The sequence below is a fragment of the Chryseobacterium gotjawalense genome, from assembly GCF_030012525.1.
Classification (GTDB): domain Bacteria; phylum Bacteroidota; class Bacteroidia; order Flavobacteriales; family Weeksellaceae; genus Kaistella; species Kaistella gotjawalense.
The window spans coordinates 2464110-2482099 of the sequence record NZ_CP124855.1; the positions used below are offsets into that span (position 1 = coordinate 2464110).

At 35.7% G+C, this 17990-nt stretch carries 18 protein-coding genes; all 18 read left to right on the top strand.

Annotated features, from left to right (window positions below):
- Positions 1-3: 3 nt before the first annotated feature.
- The 18 genes from QGN23_RS11245 (at position 4) to QGN23_RS11330 (ending at position 17988) form a co-directional block, all read left to right on the top strand.
- Positions 4-654: a ParA family protein gene (locus QGN23_RS11245; RefSeq protein ID WP_282904397.1), complete on the top strand. Its 651-nt coding sequence runs from the start codon at positions 4-6 to the stop codon at positions 652-654.
- Positions 655-694: 40 nt separating this feature from the next.
- Positions 695-1231 carry a hypothetical protein gene (locus QGN23_RS11250; protein ID WP_282904398.1) on the top strand — a complete coding sequence of 179 codons (537 nt, stop codon included), beginning with the start codon at positions 695-697 and terminating at the stop codon, positions 1229-1231.
- Positions 1232-1292: 61 nt separating this feature from the next.
- A complete protein-coding gene (locus tag QGN23_RS11255; RefSeq protein ID WP_317622303.1) occupies positions 1293-1586 on the top strand; it encodes a DUF4134 family protein in 294 nt (97 codons plus the stop codon).
- A gap of 77 nt (positions 1587-1663) precedes the next feature.
- On the top strand, positions 1664-1882 hold the full coding sequence (locus QGN23_RS11260; protein WP_317622304.1) for a hypothetical protein: 219 nt from the start codon (positions 1664-1666) through the stop codon (positions 1880-1882).
- A 92-nt stretch (positions 1883-1974) separates the two neighbouring features.
- Positions 1975-5040 (top strand): TraG family conjugative transposon ATPase, encoded by a 3066-nt coding sequence (locus QGN23_RS11265; protein WP_282904400.1) that lies wholly within the window; start codon positions 1975-1977, stop codon positions 5038-5040.
- A complete protein-coding gene (locus QGN23_RS11270; RefSeq protein WP_282904401.1) occupies positions 5027-5683 on the top strand; it encodes a hypothetical protein in 657 nt (218 codons plus the stop codon). The genes QGN23_RS11265 and QGN23_RS11270 overlap by 14 nt, the downstream gene beginning before the upstream one ends.
- 16 nt (positions 5684-5699) lie before the next feature.
- Positions 5700-6377, top strand: a complete 678-nt coding sequence (locus QGN23_RS11275) for a hypothetical protein (protein WP_282904402.1) — start codon at positions 5700-5702, stop codon at positions 6375-6377.
- Positions 6378-6386: 9 nt separating this feature from the next.
- Positions 6387-7061 (top strand): hypothetical protein, encoded by a 675-nt coding sequence (locus QGN23_RS11280; protein ID WP_282904403.1) that lies wholly within the window; start codon positions 6387-6389, stop codon positions 7059-7061.
- Positions 7062-7096: 35 nt separating this feature from the next.
- The gene (locus QGN23_RS11285) at positions 7097-7921 is read left to right on the top strand and encodes a hypothetical protein (RefSeq protein ID WP_282904404.1); all 825 of its coding nucleotides are present in this window, start codon (positions 7097-7099) and stop codon (positions 7919-7921) included.
- 3 nt (positions 7922-7924) lie between these two features.
- Positions 7925-9148, top strand: coding sequence for a type IV secretion system protein (locus QGN23_RS11290; RefSeq protein WP_282904405.1), 1224 nt, complete (start codon positions 7925-7927; stop codon positions 9146-9148).
- 48 nt (positions 9149-9196) lie between these two features.
- Entirely contained in the window at positions 9197-9811 is a 615-nt protein-coding gene (gene traK / locus QGN23_RS11295) for a conjugative transposon protein TraK (RefSeq protein ID WP_282904406.1), read from the top strand.
- A complete protein-coding gene (locus tag QGN23_RS11300; RefSeq protein ID WP_282904407.1) occupies positions 9811-10176 on the top strand; it encodes a hypothetical protein in 366 nt (121 codons plus the stop codon). Before traK ends, QGN23_RS11300 begins: the two co-directional genes overlap by 1 nt.
- Positions 10166-11389: a conjugative transposon protein TraM gene (traM, locus tag QGN23_RS11305; protein ID WP_282904408.1), complete on the top strand. Its 1224-nt coding sequence runs from the start codon at positions 10166-10168 to the stop codon at positions 11387-11389. The genes QGN23_RS11300 and traM overlap by 11 nt, the downstream gene beginning before the upstream one ends.
- A complete protein-coding gene (gene traN / locus QGN23_RS11310; protein ID WP_282904409.1) occupies positions 11382-12251 on the top strand; it encodes a conjugative transposon protein TraN in 870 nt (289 codons plus the stop codon). Before traM ends, traN begins: the two co-directional genes overlap by 8 nt.
- An 11-nt stretch (positions 12252-12262) precedes the next feature.
- Positions 12263-14251, top strand: a complete 1989-nt coding sequence (locus QGN23_RS11315) for a type IV secretion system DNA-binding domain-containing protein (RefSeq protein WP_282904410.1) — start codon at positions 12263-12265, stop codon at positions 14249-14251.
- Positions 14232-15101, top strand: a complete 870-nt coding sequence (locus tag QGN23_RS11320) for a M23 family metallopeptidase (RefSeq protein ID WP_282904411.1) — start codon at positions 14232-14234, stop codon at positions 15099-15101. Before QGN23_RS11315 ends, QGN23_RS11320 begins: the two co-directional genes overlap by 20 nt.
- Entirely contained in the window at positions 15091-15795 is a 705-nt protein-coding gene (locus QGN23_RS11325; RefSeq protein WP_282904412.1) for a hypothetical protein, read from the top strand. Before QGN23_RS11320 ends, QGN23_RS11325 begins: the two co-directional genes overlap by 11 nt.
- A 36-nt stretch (positions 15796-15831) precedes the next feature.
- On the top strand, positions 15832-17988 hold the full coding sequence (locus QGN23_RS11330; protein WP_282904413.1) for a JAB domain-containing protein: 2157 nt from the start codon (positions 15832-15834) through the stop codon (positions 17986-17988).
- The last annotated feature ends 2 nt before the right edge of the window (positions 17989-17990 follow it).

A 17990-nucleotide genomic window follows, 5' to 3' on the forward strand; every position in this document is an offset into this window, starting at 1 on the left:
CGAATGATAATCACTTTTGCAACTCAAAAAGGAGGTACGGGGAAAACAACACTTGCAATCACTTTTGCGAATTACATTTCGACAATCTCAAAAAGGAAAATAAATGTTTTCGATTTTGATTATCAAAAGTCATTTTACCAGAAATGGAAAGAGGATGAATTATTGGATCTGCCCAAATTATATGATGTTGAAATTATAGGAGACGAAGTGGAGCAACCTTTTTCAGACTACGAAACGATCTTGGATTTAAAAGATAATGATGACATCAGCCTTTTTGATTTGGCCGGTACGCTTGATGCGAAGTACAGTGATTTATTGATTTACAGCGATTTTATCATCATTCCATTTGAGTATTCAGATGTGTCTGCAAAGTCCACCTTGGTGTTTGTGAATTTTTTAGGAATGCTGGAAAGTCAGGCAGAGCGGGTTTTCATTCGCTCAAAGTACGACAAAGGCTATAAATATCTAAATCAGGAAGGCATGGACGCTGAAATACAAAAATACGGAACACTACTAAAAAGTCCCGTGTTTAAAAGAAACTGTCTGCAAACCATTAATACCAGATACCTGAATTATGAACAGAAGTACGCGGTTAGAAATTCGTTTAATGAACTAATTACCTGTATCAATGAAACCCTGGATACCAATATTTAATCCCATAATTCACTACCAATCTTTAGAAAAACTGTTGAATATGACAAAATTCCTAATCATTCTTCTCGCGCTATACTTCCTCTACTATATCGGAAATATCGTGTACGATCTCTTCCTGAAAAAGGAATCCACGGTAGCTACCGAAGAAATTGATGTCTTTTCGCTCGATTTTGAAGAGCAAAACAGAGTTGCAATAACAACTGTGGAAATAGAAGATGTAGAAAACCTGAATACGCCGAAATCATTTAATAAAAAAGAGTTTCCGGTAGACACTGAAATGTCTGAAGAAAGAGAAGATATAGAAGTTTGGCGACAAAGATTTGAATCGGAACAAAATATAGATTCATTTGATTCTGGCACTTTAGGATCTGTAGGAGATGATAATAATTTGGACGAAGTAATTGGGACCGAAAGAAATGAGGCGGATCTCCGAGATGAAGCTGATAGCGAAGTGAATCAGAATCTTCGTAAAATCAACAACGATAGATGGTACCAAATGTTGAATGATGCAGAAACGACCGTGCAAATGATTTCGAATACGAACGGCCATAAAGTCTATCAGGCAGCAGGATTTTAAAAATTACAATTTAACCTTAAATATTATAAAGAAGATGATTCAAAATTTAAAAAAACACAAAATGATGAAAAGAAGTTTAACTGCTTTTGCAGTACTCTTTTCCTTGAGTACGGCGCTTGCGCAATCTGGGGGAAGTGCTGCATTGGGAGCAGCTGCAACTACCATTTCAGGATATATCAATGATCTTGGTTTACTGATTTACGCAATTGGTGCTATTGTAGGAACAGTAGGCGGAATCCGGATTTATAACAAATGGACCAACGGCGATCAGGACATCAACAAAGAAATTGTTGGTTGGGGTGGCGCTTGTATTTTCCTGCTGTTAGTTCCAACATTCATTGCAGCAATATTCTAGTGGGGTACTTTCTTTATAAGGGGCTTAAAAAACCCCTTATATTTTTCGGTCTGAAAGACAAATACATCTACTACGCAATGGGTTCAGCTGTTGGCGGACTCGTCACCATCGCGATACTATCTTCATTATTTGGGATTTTTGGAATGCTCATCGGAGCAGCAATCGGAGGAACCGGTATTTTTTTAAGTTATAAAACACAGGATTCTAAAGGGCTTTTCAACAAAACAAAAAACGAAGAAGAATTACACATCATGCCTATCAAATTTAGAAATGTAAAATTTTTATCTAAAAAATAGAATATGAAATCGCTCTTAACAAATTTGCTAGCAAACACTGACTAAGATTGAGGCGATTACATATGACCTTTAAAAACAATAAATATCTACAGATGAAATTAAAGAAAAAAACATTTGAAATTCCCTTTATCGGCTATGATTATGGAAGTGACAACAATTGGAATTTTGATGTTTTAATCGGGCAGTTTGGCAATCCAATTATTGGGATTCAAATTAAAAATAATGTGCAACAATATTCTGCAGATCCAAACGCCTATCTGCAATTTCATGCTATCTTAAATCAAGTGGTAGCGATCATTGGAGAAAATCACATCGTACAGAAAATTGATATTTTCAGCAGACAAAAATATGTTGCAGAACAATCTACAGAATTTTTACAAAATAAATATTCTAAGCATTTTGACGGAAGATTATTTAAATCAATAGATACGCTTTTGCTCTTTACTGATATTGTAGACCAGAACAACAAGAAAAATACCTACAAATATTCTGCAAAATCTTATAAAATCTTGCGCGACAAATGTCTGAAGATATTCATGCTGCTTTCTCAGAATGAATGTGATCCACAATTTCTGAAAGAGAAAGAATTCGATTTTTATATCAACGGTGTTCTTTCGATGAACTTTTACGAAACACCTTCCTTCAATAATATCAAAGCCACCAGCGAGCATTTAATTATCGGAGAAAAATTCGTGAAAACAATCAGTTTTGTAGATGTAGAGAAAATTGAATTGCCTTCTGAAATTGAGACCTATTCCTATTTAGGTGGAAGCGGTTCCGCTTCGGAAACTGCGGTGGATAACTTTTCCTTTATTAATGAACTCGAAGATTATAAAACCATTATTTATAATCAAATTATTTCCATTCCACTGCAAGCACCGAAGCAACGAGAATTAGAAAAGAAGAAGAAAAAACACGAAGGTGTGGCCAATAATTCTCCGTCGAACGCTATTGTTGCGGATGAAATAGATGAACTCTTACGCAATATTGCAATGGACGGGCAACTCATTGTAGACGCTCACTTTTCAATATCCTACTCCACAGATTCCCCGGAGAAAATGGAGGAAACCCAATCCCTGATTGAGAATAAACTGTTCATGAAAGGGATTATAGTGTCCCAGAATTCCTATAATCAATTAGAACTTTTTCGCTGTTGTCTTCCAGGAAATGCGGTGGAATTAAAATCCTATGATCTTTTTACAACGACAAGCGAAGCAGCGCTTTGTTTTTTTTTTAAAGAAAGTTATCCCGTGAACGAAGATTCCAATTTTTACCTCCGGTTTACCGATAGACAGGGAGTTCCACTAAAGATTGATCCTTCCGATTTGCCTATGAAAACAGGTAGAATAAATAACAGAAATAAGTTTGTACTTGGGCCGTCCGGTTCGGGTAAGTCCTTTCTTATGAATAATATTGTAGAGCAGTATCTTACCTACAATTACGATGTAATCATTGTAGATACCGGTGATTCATACTCTGGACTTTGTGCTTATAAAGGCGGAAGATATGTTCAGTACACAGAAGAAAAGCCGATTACGATGAATCCTTTTTTAATGGATAAAGAAGAATTTAATATTGAAAAAATTGAATTTTTAACCAACCTTATTTTTCTAATCTGGCAAGGTGCAGATGCTTCGATGAGTTCTACTCAAAAATCAATTTTAGATAATGTATTGGTATCCTACTATCACCAATTTTATAATGGTGGAAGTGGTTGGTTCGAAGACAAAAGTTCTGAAGAACTCTTTCAGTATTTAAGAAAATATAATATTCACGATGAAGATATTCAGGCAGAATATGAAAATGAGGTAAAAGAAAATCAAACTTATTACGACATCTTGGAAATTATGTTTGATGCAAGTCCGAAAGACATCCGAGAGAAAGGACGAAAATTAATCCAGCTGTATCATCCGGATAAAAATTCTAATAATCCTGATTATGACCCAGCAAAGTTTTTTGAAATTTTTGAAGCGTACGAAACTTTAAATGATGAAGTGAGAAGAAAGATCTATGACGAAACGCAACTCATTGTCACCAAAACAAAATCCATTATTAAACGCCCTGAAAATAATGATGAATGGCAGGATGCAATCAGGAATGCACTGATAAAAAGAATCGTAGAGCTGGAGGAAAAACTATCCGTTTCGGAACTATCTTTCAATAGTTTCTACGATTACTGTGATCAATTTTTGCCAATTTATTTGAATAATAAAAAGCACAAAATAGATGAAAGCGAGTTTAAACTTCGGACATTCTTATTTGTCTTAAAAGATTTTTACAAAGGTGGAAGATATGGAACAACGCTCAATGAAAACGCGGATAACACTTTATTTGATGAGCCTTTCATCGTTTTCGAGATTGATAATGTAAAAGATAATCCGAAGTTGTTTCCCATTGTAACGCTAATTATCATGGACACTTTTATCCAGAAAATGCGGCTGCGGAAGGACAGAAGGAAAGCACTTATTATTGAAGAAGCCTGGAAAGCAATCGCTTCTAAACTAATGGGCGGATACATTCTGTATCTATACAAAACGGTGCGAAAATTCTGGGGAGAAGCTGTGGTCGTTACGCAAGAGCTGGATGACATTATCGGAAATACCGTAGTAAAAGACTCCATCATTAATAATTCGGACACTTTTATACTATTGGATCAGACAAAATTCAAGGATAATTTTGATAAAATCGCTTCTCTTCTATCTTTAAATAAAGTGGAGCAGAACAAGATTTTCACGATTAATAATTTGAACAACAAGTATGGCAGAAGCCGTTTTAAGGAGTTTTATATAAAACGTGGATCCAAAGGAGAAGTGTATGGAAATGAAGTTTCTCTTGAGCAATACTTAACCTACACTACAGAAAAGCCAGAAAAGATAGCCATTGAATATTATGCACATCAGTGCGATAATTATGATGAAGCATTGCAATTATTTGTAAGTGATTTTACAATCCTTGATGATAAAATGGAGAATATGGTGGGCTTGGTAAATCTTTACCGACAGCCATTGGATCAGGATGTAATTGCTTACTACAAATCCTTAAAAGTCCAACACAAGGATCAAAATATTCTAAAAATATTGGATCAGGAACTAACCGACAGACAAATTAATTTAATAGAACTCATTGAATCTAAAAAATTTGAATATGAAAAAATTTAGTATCACCGTATTGTTTTTCGCAGCGAGTTTTGCCTTTGCTCAAAATACCTATATCGATGTAACCACCACACTCGCTCTTAAATTATATTCTGATAATTTAGAAAATCAACAGGAAAAAACAATCGAGCAGCAGACCAAATTACAGCAGGCTCAAACTTGGGTAAGCACTCAAATGGCGGTTGCAAATAATATTCAAAATAAAGTCTTAAAAGGTCTGAATGAAGTATCCGGAACTTTAAAAAATGGAGTTCAGGTTGTGAGTATTTATAATGAGTTAGACCGATGTTTACAATATTCAAACGACATTTTAACGTTGACAGGCGATAAGCCACAATATTCGGTTTTCGGTGTAAAAGCAACGCAGAAAGCCTATGAGCAAGTTATAAAACTGTCAACGGATGTTACCGAGTTGTTAAAACCAGGAGAATTAAATCTTGCAACTGCAGGCGATCGGTACAAACTGCTTTTTTCAGTTTCGCAGAATGTTACGATGCTTAAAATCTGGTTGCTTGCTACAAAATTGAATATTGAACGAGCAATTAGATTAGGCTGGTTTCAATCCATCAATCCTTTTCAGGGCTACATCAATACGGATATGAGTATCGTTCAAAATATCATGTGGACCTACAAGAATCGCTTTTAAAATTTAATATTCCGCCATGAAAAAGAGATTGATCCCTTCAATTATTATACCCGCAGCTTATGTGGTTTTAACGTCTTCCGGTGGAAATACAACTCCGCCTTGGCAAAAGGAAAATGTGTCGTTTCCAATGATGAATCAAGAAATTCGTCACACCATGGAAGAAAACGACCGGCAGAAAACGATGAAAAACAAACAAGACGTCAATCTGACCTCGGAAATTGTAAATAAAAAGCAATGGGAGAAATTTAAAGAAACCACGACCAAAATTCAGGAGAGATTACGACTTGTGGATTTTGCCATGCAGGCCATCCCTACAGGTTATGCCATTTTTTTGGAAAGTCAGAAAATACAGGATGTTCAATCTAAAATTGTTGAAGAAATACAAGGCGCACCTTATTCATTAATAGTAGTTCTTCCGTCACAAATCAGATTTGTTGATGATATGCAAATGGTGGTGAGATTACTTTCAGGCATCGTGATTTCTTATGGGGCAATAAACCAAATGGAAAAAGCAGAAAGAAAAATTTTACTGGAATACGCATTAGAAGAGGTTACGAATTTGAGAAGAGATTCACTCTTTATGCTAATGAAAGTTCGAGATATCAAACGGAAAGTGGAATGGACAAAATTCGTACTACTGAATTATATTAATAAAGACAAGCAGATTGTAGAACAGATTATCAGTCATTTTTAATTCAATTTTATGAAAAAGCTTCTAACCCTTTCCATTGCTGTTTATGGCGCTTCCCTACAATTAAACGCGCAAACTTTAGTCTATAATGACAAATTATTGGTGCAGTTAACCAAAAATCAAGCGGTGCGTTTGGCCAGTAACGAATCTTATTTAAACTCTTACGAAAAACAGAAAAAAATCTACGATGATGTCAATCAAAAGATCGCACAGATAGTAGCAATTCAAGAATATATTTATGACAAGCTCACCAATGTAAATTCAGCAATTAGACAAGGGAAACAACTTTATTATCTGTCTAAAACATTTGCGCAAATCGGCATCAATGCCAATGATGTTCTATCGCTGACGGCGCAACATCCGGAATATGCAATTCTACTGAATAGATTTTACATCGGTGCAACACAAGAGCTTTTGAAAATGCAGTCCGAATTAACTAATGATATTCTGCATGAAGAAAATGATTTTTTGATGGATCCCTACGACAGACAGGAACTTATTCAAAACCTATCTACCAAGGCACAGATGATCAATGGCTATCTGATATGCATTAAGATTAGGTTGAAAAACGCCAAAAAAACACCTTACATCTATCAGATCCCAACCATTAATACGTATGTCAATTTGGATAGAATGATTGTAAAAGGAATTATCGAAAAGTACAAATTTATTCTATCCGTAAAATAAATAACGCTGATTATTTCAAAAAAACGCTAAACACAATGATGAAAAAAAAATTTATTCAAGCACTTCTAGTAACGATGTTTTTCTGCGCTGCTGGTTGTGTTTTCGCGCAGGTAAAAAGACTAAACGATCCTTCAATTGTTGCGCACAATAAGAGAATGGTATTCGAATCTTGGGGGGACTTCAGGCCTTATCCAAAATATACACTAGGAATACAAACCAATTTCGCCTATGCAACGGTTTGGGGTTGGCTCGCTCCGGCAAGAAATCGGGAGTATAAAGACGGGGCAGATATTCGACCCTTGAAACCCACTGGACTAGAAGTACAAAGATTGGTAGAACTGGAATTTCAAAGAGCGGAAGCGGAAAAAATTAAGGTTCAGGTTGATACACTTTATACAAGAAATGTTCAGGATTTAGCACACTGGACTTCGGCAACGGTCGCTGCAGATCCATTGTGGCTACTTTATTATAAAAAAATGCTAAAACCTTTAAACGACTTTGCGGAGAATCCTCAAAATTATATGCAATGGCAATTAAAGAATGATAAAATTTATCAGAATATGTTAGCAAATGGGGGAATTGCGCACCTGGAAAAAGAATTAGCACTTCTGAAAGATAAATACAAAAACTCCAGGACGATGGACATGCCCCGCGGAAAACGATTTCTGATGTATCATGAAACTCTAATCGGTTGGAGAAGGTTTGCGAATCAGTTACGAGCATTCGATCAGAAAAACAATTTATTTATGGACTATAAAATTCTTTTGGCAACATCAACAAGGAAATTAGGAGCTGATTGGAATTCTGTAGATCTACAAATCGCGCAAAAAATAATGATTGAATATCATAATAAATTTTAGGTCATGAAAAAATATTTAACTCTTATAACCTGTTTTGTCCTATTTCTTTTGCCGACGGTTGCCTTTGGACAAACTGGAGATACTGAAAGTTACAGCAAACTGCTGCAATTTTTAAAAGGTGACGGTGCCTTTGAAAAGTGGTTTATGGAAGCATTCACAAAACTCGATACCACGATGGCGGCACAATCTGCGGGCGCGGTAATGTTGGGTCAGGCAATTGGTGGTTTTGGGGCCTTGTGTTACATGGGTTATCTCGGTTGGCAGATGCAGGAAGGTGCAAGACCGTGGGAAGTCACGCCCATGATTCGACCGACGATTATTGCTTTTATTTTAATGTATTGGGGTGCTTTCACCAGCATGATTCAATATCCACTACAATCTCTTGCGGAACCGGGAATTGCACTGTTTCAAGATATAGAGAAAGATGCAAATGATTTGCGAATTGAGCGGTTTAAAAAGCAAAATCAAATTTTAGAAATATTAATTAAAACACAGGCAGAGGAAGAAGCGAAACAGGAAACCTTAGATAAACTGGAGAAAAAAGCAGATGATAATTGGTTTGACATCGATGTAGATAAACTTCTCGCACCTGCGAAGGAGTGGTATATGAAGATGGAGTTTAAAATTCAAAAAACGCTGTCTGAAATAATCGAAGCAGTGTCTTTAACTATTCTCCGCGTCTGTACCTATCTCATCTTTTTCATACAAAAGATATGGAGTTATGTTCTGCTTGTTTTAGGTCCTATAGCAGTTGGGATGTCTCTCATCCCGGGATTTGAAAATTCATTTAATAATTGGGTCACAAAATTCATCAACATTAATCTTTACAGTTTTATCATTTACACCATAATTAATATTGGTCAACAACTCATCATGTCTGGCTATCAAATGGAACTGGATCGCTATGCACTTATCATTGACTCGGGTGGAGTGGCAGATATGAACACCCTTCGGGTTTATGTACAAAATAGCGGAATGATGTACACCGCGCTTTTTCCATGCGTTGCCTACATCATAACAGGAATTGGCGTTTTGATGGTTCCTTCTATTGCAGATTCTATTGTTTCTGCGGGTGGCGCAGGAATTATGAGCAAAGGCAAAGCAGCAGGAGGTGCGGTTGCAAGTGTTGGAAGAGCTGCGACAGCGGCTGCCGCGGGGGGAGCAGCAGGTGCCATAACTGCTGCAAGAGAAATTGCAAAATCAGTACACAAAATGAATAAAAAATAGATCAAAATTTTCTAAAAGATTTCATTTCAAATAAAAAATCAATTTTAAATGCTTGTAAAAAACATAGAACAAAAGATCAAAATAAATAAAGTGGTGTCCATAGCATCGATTTTATTTGCTGTATTGATTGTGATTGTAGGATTTGTTTTCGCCTATAAACTCGTCCAGGATTCCAGAAAATCACTCTATGTCATTGATAACGGGGTGCCGATTTTAGTAAAACAGACTGATGAACTTCTAAACAGACCTGTTGAGTACAAATCTCAGATTGAATTGTTTCATCGATTATTTTTCACACTTGCACCGGACGACAGATACATAAAAGAAAATGTTGAAAAGTCACTTTATCTCATTGATGATAGCGGAAAGAAAGAATACACCAATTTGAGAGAAAAAGGTTTTTACAATCAGATAATCTCGGGAAACTCTCTTGTTACAGTACGCAACGATTCGATAAAAATGGATTTACCCAACAGAAAATTCATCTATTACGGCACTCAAATGATCAATAGGAAGAACACTTTAATAATCAGAAAGTTAATTACGGAAGGAAATTTTGAAGATATGATCCGAAGTCCTAACAATCCGCATGGAGTACTATTGAGAAACTGGAGGATTTTAGATAACAGTGAATTGTCTAACAAAGCAAAATCTAATTACTAATGTTTACACTAAACTATAATTCAATAAAAGAAAATCTACTTCGACTGAAGGAGTGGATTTACAAGCACCCACAAAAAGTTTACCGGTATGTGATGGTTGTTTTGGTGATTTCTTTTGGGTTGATTTTCATTCAATATTACTTCTTTAAACCCAAGCTTTCTACCGTTAACAAGATTCCGACCATGTACTCCGAAAGTGATCAGATAAAAGCTGACATGGACAAAAACGATCAAAAAATCAATGTTATTGTAAATGAACTGCAATCATTAAAAAAGAAAAGAGAAAGTGGTCCATTATCTAAAAATGACAGTCTACGAATAGAATATTTGTTCAACCAATATCAAAAATTAAAAAATGGACTTTAAGAAAATTAATTTTAAACAACCTAAATATATTTTCCCTTTGATACTATTACCGGTCATTTTATTTCTCGGTTTTCAGACTACAAAATATATGGATAAAGAGAAACAGCCAGAAGAAAAATCGCAAGATCTGTCTCTAGATTTGGGCGAAACGCAGGATTCTATTCTTTCTAAAAATGCCGCCTACGACGATTTATTCCAGAGAGGAGATGGCCGTTCCATGCTGGATGGCATTGATAAAGACGAAGACAGTCTGCAGAATTATTCTGATAATCTGGATCACGACCAGAAGCGGTACATCGATTCGCTAAAAATCGTACGAAGTCTGAATAACCGCGCCACCGGAAATGGCGGAAATGAATCGTATTACAGCCAAAAGTCTCAAAGAAATACGGATGAGAAAGATTTTCAACGTTCCGCAGAAATGATCAGGATGCTTAATAATGAAAGCAATGGAACTGGATTAAATATGAATGCCAACTCTGCCAACCAAAATAGTTTCGAAACATCAAGAAATGAAGTAGAAAGTGATCCGGTAAAAATGTTGAAAAAACAAATGTTGATGATTGATTCTCTGGAAAAAGCAAAAGATCCCGAATATCAATCCACGCTTGCGGCCGAAAATAAATTAAAAAAGAACAAAGAAAAGATGGCCGCTTTTCTTAATTCCACACTTCGCGTAGATAAAGCCACGCTCAATCCACGCTTCAATTCAATCGCAAAGAAAAACGGTGATAGCTTTATTAAAGCAGTGATAGATGAGAACACCAAAGGTTATTTGGGAAGCAGGATTAGATTTAGATTACTTGAAGATATTAATGTTGGAAAGCATAAAATAAATAAGGGAACTATCCTTTATGGTCAGATTTCAGGATTCTCCTTACAGCGCGTAAATCTGAATGTAATCTCCATTTTAAAAGACGGAAATATTTTGCCGGTCAATCTTTCGGTTTTTGATATGGACGGAATGCAGGGACTTTATATTCCGCAAAGTGACTTTCGGGAAATGCTCCGCGAAATGGGCAGTAATTCTGTTCAGGGAACTCAAATGGATAGCGGAGGAGAAAGTTTTTTTACGAGCCTTTTTTCCAGCTTATTCAGTTCAACTTCTAAAACCATTGCAAATATGATACGGCAAAATAAAGCGAAACTGAAATACAACTCCTACTTATATCTTATAGATGACAAAGAACTTAAAAAAAACAACGATGATTAAAAATTCAATAAAGAACCTGATGTGCGGAATATTCCTTTTTTCTTCCGCATCCACTTTTGCGCAAACTGAAACACCGGAAAAAAGAGTAACAGATCTTACCAGTCTGGAAATTTCGAGGGGCGTGAGTCTTCATATCATTTCGCCTGAACCGATTCAGTTTGTGGATTTATCTACTAATAACTTAACGGGCGATTTGCCGGCAGAAAATATTGCAAGAATTAAAATAACTGAGGTGTCAGATTCAGATTCTCTTGCAACCAAAAAGGATATTGACATCAATGATTTGGGTGTCATCACTATTGTTTGTCAATCTTACATGGCGCAGTACAAAGTCAATTATTTAGATTTTAAAAGAGATGCAGTAACGAATATTCAAATACAGCCGGAAGATATGCAACCTCTAGAATATCCCAAATTGGCTTTCTCAAGTACTGAACTGCAGAAATTTTCACTTAATATTCTGCGGCAAAAAATAATAAACAAGCCAATGCGGGAGGTGAAGAGTTTAAAATTGACCATGCAGATAAATAATGTGTACGTCGTGAATGACTACATGTTTTTAGATATGACTTTCCTCAATTCGTCAAACTTAGGATACGATATCGACGCCTTAAAATTTTCAGTAGAAGATAAAAAGATCTACAAGGCAACAAACAATCAAAGTATCGCATTAATTCCAGTTTACCAATTGTACAATCAGAAACAATTTAGAAAAAGTTACCGGAATATTTATGTTTTCAAAAAATTCACATACCCAAACAGTAAAGTGATGAAAATACGCCTATTGGAGGAACAATTGTCAGGCAGAGCCATAGAAATGACCGTTAAGTATTCCGATATTTTGAAGGCTGATACTTTTTAAAGGAAAGTAAAATGCAAGAACAACAGAATCAAATAAAGATTTACAGTTTTTTCCAAAAGATGGTGTACTTCATCGTTTTACTGGACTGTGCCTCATTGTTTTTTATTTCTGCAAAGATTCCATTTGTGACCGATCTCCTCACAAGATTCTCAAAGATGGGTTTATTTTACCCACCTCTGAATGCAAAGATTTGTACAATAATTTTAATAGGATTGGTTGCAATAGGAACCAGAGCAAAGAAGAAAATTGATCTTAATATAGCAAAACAGATCATCTTACCAATAATCATTGGTCTTGCCTTAATGTTTGGTTCCCTTCTAATTGTATCAGAAGCAAGCAATAATAGTTTGCCGAAAATAATTCCGCCTTTAAATTTTTTTCAAATTATTTACACGCTACTATCTTTTTCAGGAGCCTTGGTGGCGCAGGTAGGTGCAGATAATATTTCAAAATTAATGCAGCAGAAAATGGGAAAAGATAGATGGAATGTTGAAGAAGAAAGCTTTGCGCAAAATCAGCAGTTAGTAAAAACGGACACGTCAGTTAATATTCCCTATTTGTTTAGATTCAACAAGAAAACCAATAAAGGATGGATTAATATAAACCCATTTAGGGGAACGATGGTCATTGGAACGCCCGGTTCAGGAAAATCTTTTGGGGTCATTAATCCGGCCATTCGCCAGATGATTGATAAAGGTTTTTGTCTCTGTATTTATGATTTTAAGTTTCCAGATTTAGCCAAGATTGCCTACTATCACTATTTACTAAAGAAAAATAAAGATCCAAATTATAACCACGAATTCCATGTCATTAATTTAAACGAAGTAGAAAAATCTAAGAGGGTAAATCCGTTTAAAAAAGAATACATACAAACTTTAGCAGAAGCCCAGGAGATGGCAGAATCTATGGTTTCCTCTCTGCAAAAGGGGGGTTCAAGTTCGGGTGGCGGATCAGAAGCGTTTTTTACGCAATCAGCCATAAATTTTCTCTCCTCCTGTATCTATTTCTTTGCACGATTTGAACATGGGAAATATTCAGATTTACCCCACATCCTGTCTTTTATGAACAGGAGTTATAAAGATATTTTTGACACGCTTTTTACCAATGAAGAAATATTCTCTTTGCTTTCCCCCTTCAAAACGGCTTATGATAATAAGGCATTTGATCAGTTAGAAGGACAAGTTGGGACGTTAAAAATATTTCTTTCCCGGCTAGCAACCAAAGAAAGCTTTTGGGTTTTTTCGGGGGATGAAGTAGAATTAAAAATCACAGATATAGACAAACCTTCCATTATTATATTAGCTTCTGATCCAGGAACGCAAGACATTAATTCTGCCCTTTATTCTTCAGTTTTGAATAGAACATTACGGCTGATAAATTCCAAACATAATTTGCCCGGTGGAATCATTGCGGACGAATTTCCAACCATTTACATTCACAAGATCGACAATGTAGTAGCAACAGCAAGAAGTAATAAAATCGCGGTTTTGTTGGGTCTGCAGGAAATTCCGCAGTTGCGACAGTTTTACAAAAAGGAAGTGGCAGATACTATTTCCGCGATTGTTGGAAATATTATTTCAGGATCTGCCCGAGATAAAAATACGCTGGATTGGATGGAAAAGATGTTTGGAAAGATTAAGCAGAAAAGTTACTCTCAATCAATATCTCAGACAGGTACTTCTACAAGCATTAATGAAAAAATGGATGTCATGATTCCCGCAGGTAAAATAGCAGCGCTTAAAACCGGAGAAATGGTGGGAATGATTGCTCAGGGGGAGGAAAACAACACCGACGAATATAAAACATCTGCGATTAGTGGCAAGATTAATCTTGATATGGTCGCCATTAAAAAGGAGGAGGGTAATTATGTTGCATTGCCTGATTATTACTCATTCCTTGATAAGAAAGGAAATAACCGAAAGGAAGAAGTACTGATGACCAACTTCCGGAAAATAAATAAAGAAGTAGAATTAATTGTGAATGAAACGGCTAAAGGATAAAAGTATGACTACCAAAATAAAAATAATAATTCTCGTGTTTGGAGTTCTTAGCAGCCAAATGATGAATGCACAATTCAATACTTTGACGCGCACGGCCATGGAAAAAAAGGTCGCTGCTCCTTTGGACTTAGATAAGAAAAAGTTTCAAAATCAGAGGAACGATCAAAGAGAAAAGAAAAAAAGAGGGATAAAGCTATTTAGTTCTCCTTCAAAAGCAGAACTGAAAAGGGAAATTAATTCTATAAAATCGATGCTGATGAAAACTAATTCTTCAAAAATTAAAGAACAGCAATTTAATTTTAAAAGGATCGAAGATTCATTAATACTCATTTTGAAAGCAAGCGCCTCATTGAAAAAAAATTCTAAATCTCTTAAAACATTCAATTATGTAGATGACAGGGAAGTAAGCATTACAACTAAAATTCACATGCCCCTAAAAAATGGAATCGCTGTTACTTCTCCTTTTGGTACCCGAACTCATCCAATCTTTGGAATGCACAAGATGCACAACGGTGCAGATATAAAAGCGTATTACGAAAAGGTGTATGCCGTGATGGACGGCGTAGTAACCGATTCCGGTTGGGATTCTAAAGGAGGCGGGAATTATATTAAAATAAAACATGCTAATTCCGTTGTCACCTCCTATCTGCACTTATCCGAAATTTACTATAAAGTCGGTGAAATTGTAAAAGCGGGATTTATCATTGCTAAAAGCGGCAACTCTGGACATTCAACCGGCGCACATCTTCATTTTTCTGTAAGTGAAAATGGAGAATATATTAATCCAATTCATTTTTTAAACGATCTCATAAAAGCAAATAATTTAATAGCAACATACCATGCAAACTAACAATTTACCTACAGACGAATTAAAGAAATATGGCATTGTAGAGCCTGACAATTCATTTTCAAAAAAACTATCAGCGGAGGATATTCAAAAATTTCTTCAAGGTTACAGCATTGTAGCCGATAATAAAAAGAACAGAGCAACTTTTCAGCTGGTTGAAAACAACAACCGTTTAAACGTCGTATTTCTGGAACGAGATAAAAACATTTCTACCATTTTGGCAGAAAGCCAAGAAAGGATAGTGTATTCGGAAATCATGAACCCTTCGAAACGCGACAGCCATTTAAACTTTGAGAAGAAAGCTTTTGTTTATGACAAGGAAACCAAAAATGTGGTTGAGTTTGATTTGGTGAAAAACGCACTGGAACTGACTGCAATCATAGCAGATAAAAATGATGTATCTGAAACGAATAGATATAAAATAGAATTGCAAAAACTGAAAAGCTTTCTGCAGGATAAAATCGATCAATTCCCAGAGATGGCAAAAGTAATAACCAACGATTTGAATATCGTATCAAAGGAAATCAACAGCGTCAACTCACTTACTCAGAATCAAAATAATCTTTCGAAGCAACAACAGTCGGATGTTCAACTTAATGTGAACGATCCTGATTTGTATCAAGATGCGAACCGGATTAGAGATGAAGAACTTGAGCGAGAAGAAAACCAGGAAAAATCTCGAGGTTTCAGAAGATAAAATTGTAAAAAATTCCACCATTATTAATAACTAAATATGAGTGTAACATTAGAAATAGGCAAATACAACGAACAAATTGAATCCGCGGGTTTTCAGAAAATGGAATTTTCCGACATTGATGAAGCGATTGCTAATCTCGAATTTATGAAAATGGGGTTCAACTATTTTCAAACGGGGGAATCACTTGTAGTGAGATTAGATGAAGGACAAAAATCCCATTTGATTGATTACGATGCAATTATTCCGATTAAAGAAATTAGAAAAGAACTCGAAGATAAATACCATCCAAACTTAACGAAAAATGAAAAAGAAATCCGATCGATTACAGCAAATGGCGAAGCGAAAATATCGGCAAACTCAAACTTTAGTTTTGAAGCGGATGCAACGACAAGGTATGCAAAAACATCATCTGGCGAAAAATTACCCTTTAAATTGTTCAATCCCAATGAAACTGGTGCCGGATCCAATTTGCTACGGGAACCGCAAGATTCTTTACGATCCAACGATTTTGCATTAGTAGAAAGACGTTTCGCTGAAAACAAATCACTCCAACTTTTTGGAAATGAAAAAATCGGAAGTATTGATGATGTTGCGTGGTTATTCAAAGCCCTAGAAGATGAAGCCGTAGAGCATGCCTTTTTAGTCTATGATTTTAAAGATAAAGGATATTTTGTTCAGCATATTTCAACTGGAACTTTTGATGCGGCATTTGTTGATAACCGGCTTTTGATCGGGAATGTTCTTGAAGCAAACCCTTCAGCAATCACTTTGGTACATAATCATCCAAGCGGAAATTTGAAAGTTTCTAAAGCAGATGTGGATTGTATTAACAAGTTGAAAAAAGCATTAGAAGATTCAGATATTAACGTAAACAGTGGAATCATTATCAATTTAAGAAGCGGAAAGTATGTCGTTTTTGATGAAAATGAAACTGCTCATATCTACATGAAATCTAATCCGGAATCTTTCAAGGAAATACAGCCCTATTCTTTTAGTAAACAGGTTCTGGTAGAGAATTATCAACCGGTGAAAATTACGAGCTCAGCTGATATTGCAAAATTTATTACTTCGCAAAAATTTGGAATATCCGATAAGACGGAATTGTTGGTGCTCAACAACCAGCTGAATATCGTTGGAAAATTTATAATGCCTCCCGATAAACAGCTCGACTTTATTATTGCCAAGGTTGCACGGTTTGGTGGATCAAAATGTATTTTATATGGTAATAACATCACTCCGGAACAAGTTAACGTCTACAACAAAAAGCTTCACTTTTCGGGTATTGAAATTTTAGATGCAATTCGATTCAACAGTGGAAACGCAAAGAAATTATATGAGTCTTTTGCTGATAATGGGGTATTAGAAAGTCCAAAAGAAATGAATGGCGAAGTACGCGAAAATTCAAATAATACTAATTACAAACAAAATCAAAAATCAAAAATTATGGAAAAGAAGGAATTCGATCAACAAGATTATTTACAAAACCAACTGAAATATCTTGGCTTTGGTGAAGGCGATAAACTTCACAAAGATTTAGAAACTGGCATAAATTCGGCCGATAATCAATTTGAAATTACGATCGGTTCAGACAAAGCATCAGCTGGCAATGAGGTGGATTTTACTTTAAAGTTTAATAAGACAGACAGTGGCGGAGTTTTCCTTAATTCCTATAGGGCTGTTTTGAACAATAATAAGGGAGAAGAAATATCACAGAACTTCCCGGTGAATAGAGAGAATACATTTACAGCGAAGGAAGCAATTAATTTATTAGAGGGACGATCTGTAAAAATTGAATTTACGAATCCAAAAACAGAACAGCTTGAACCTGCTTTTGTGAAACTGAACTTTGCGGAACCTAAAACGGAAAAAGGGAATTATAATTTTCAAAATTTTTACAAAAATTATGGAGTAGATACCGATCAGATTGTAGAGAAATCCAATTTAATTTTCGACAAGCCGGAATATCGAGAAAGCACGATCAAATCTCTGGAAAAAGGAAACGTGGTAAAAGTGAAATTTGAAATGGACGACAACGTTGTTGAAGGGAAAGCAGTGCTCAATCCGCAATATAAGAACTTGAGTATCTACGATCAGGACATGAACCGGATTAATACCAATAAGCCTCTGGAAGGTTTGGAGAACGAGAATAAGCACGATAAAAATAAGGTGAAGGAGCAGAGTATCAAAAGGTAAGA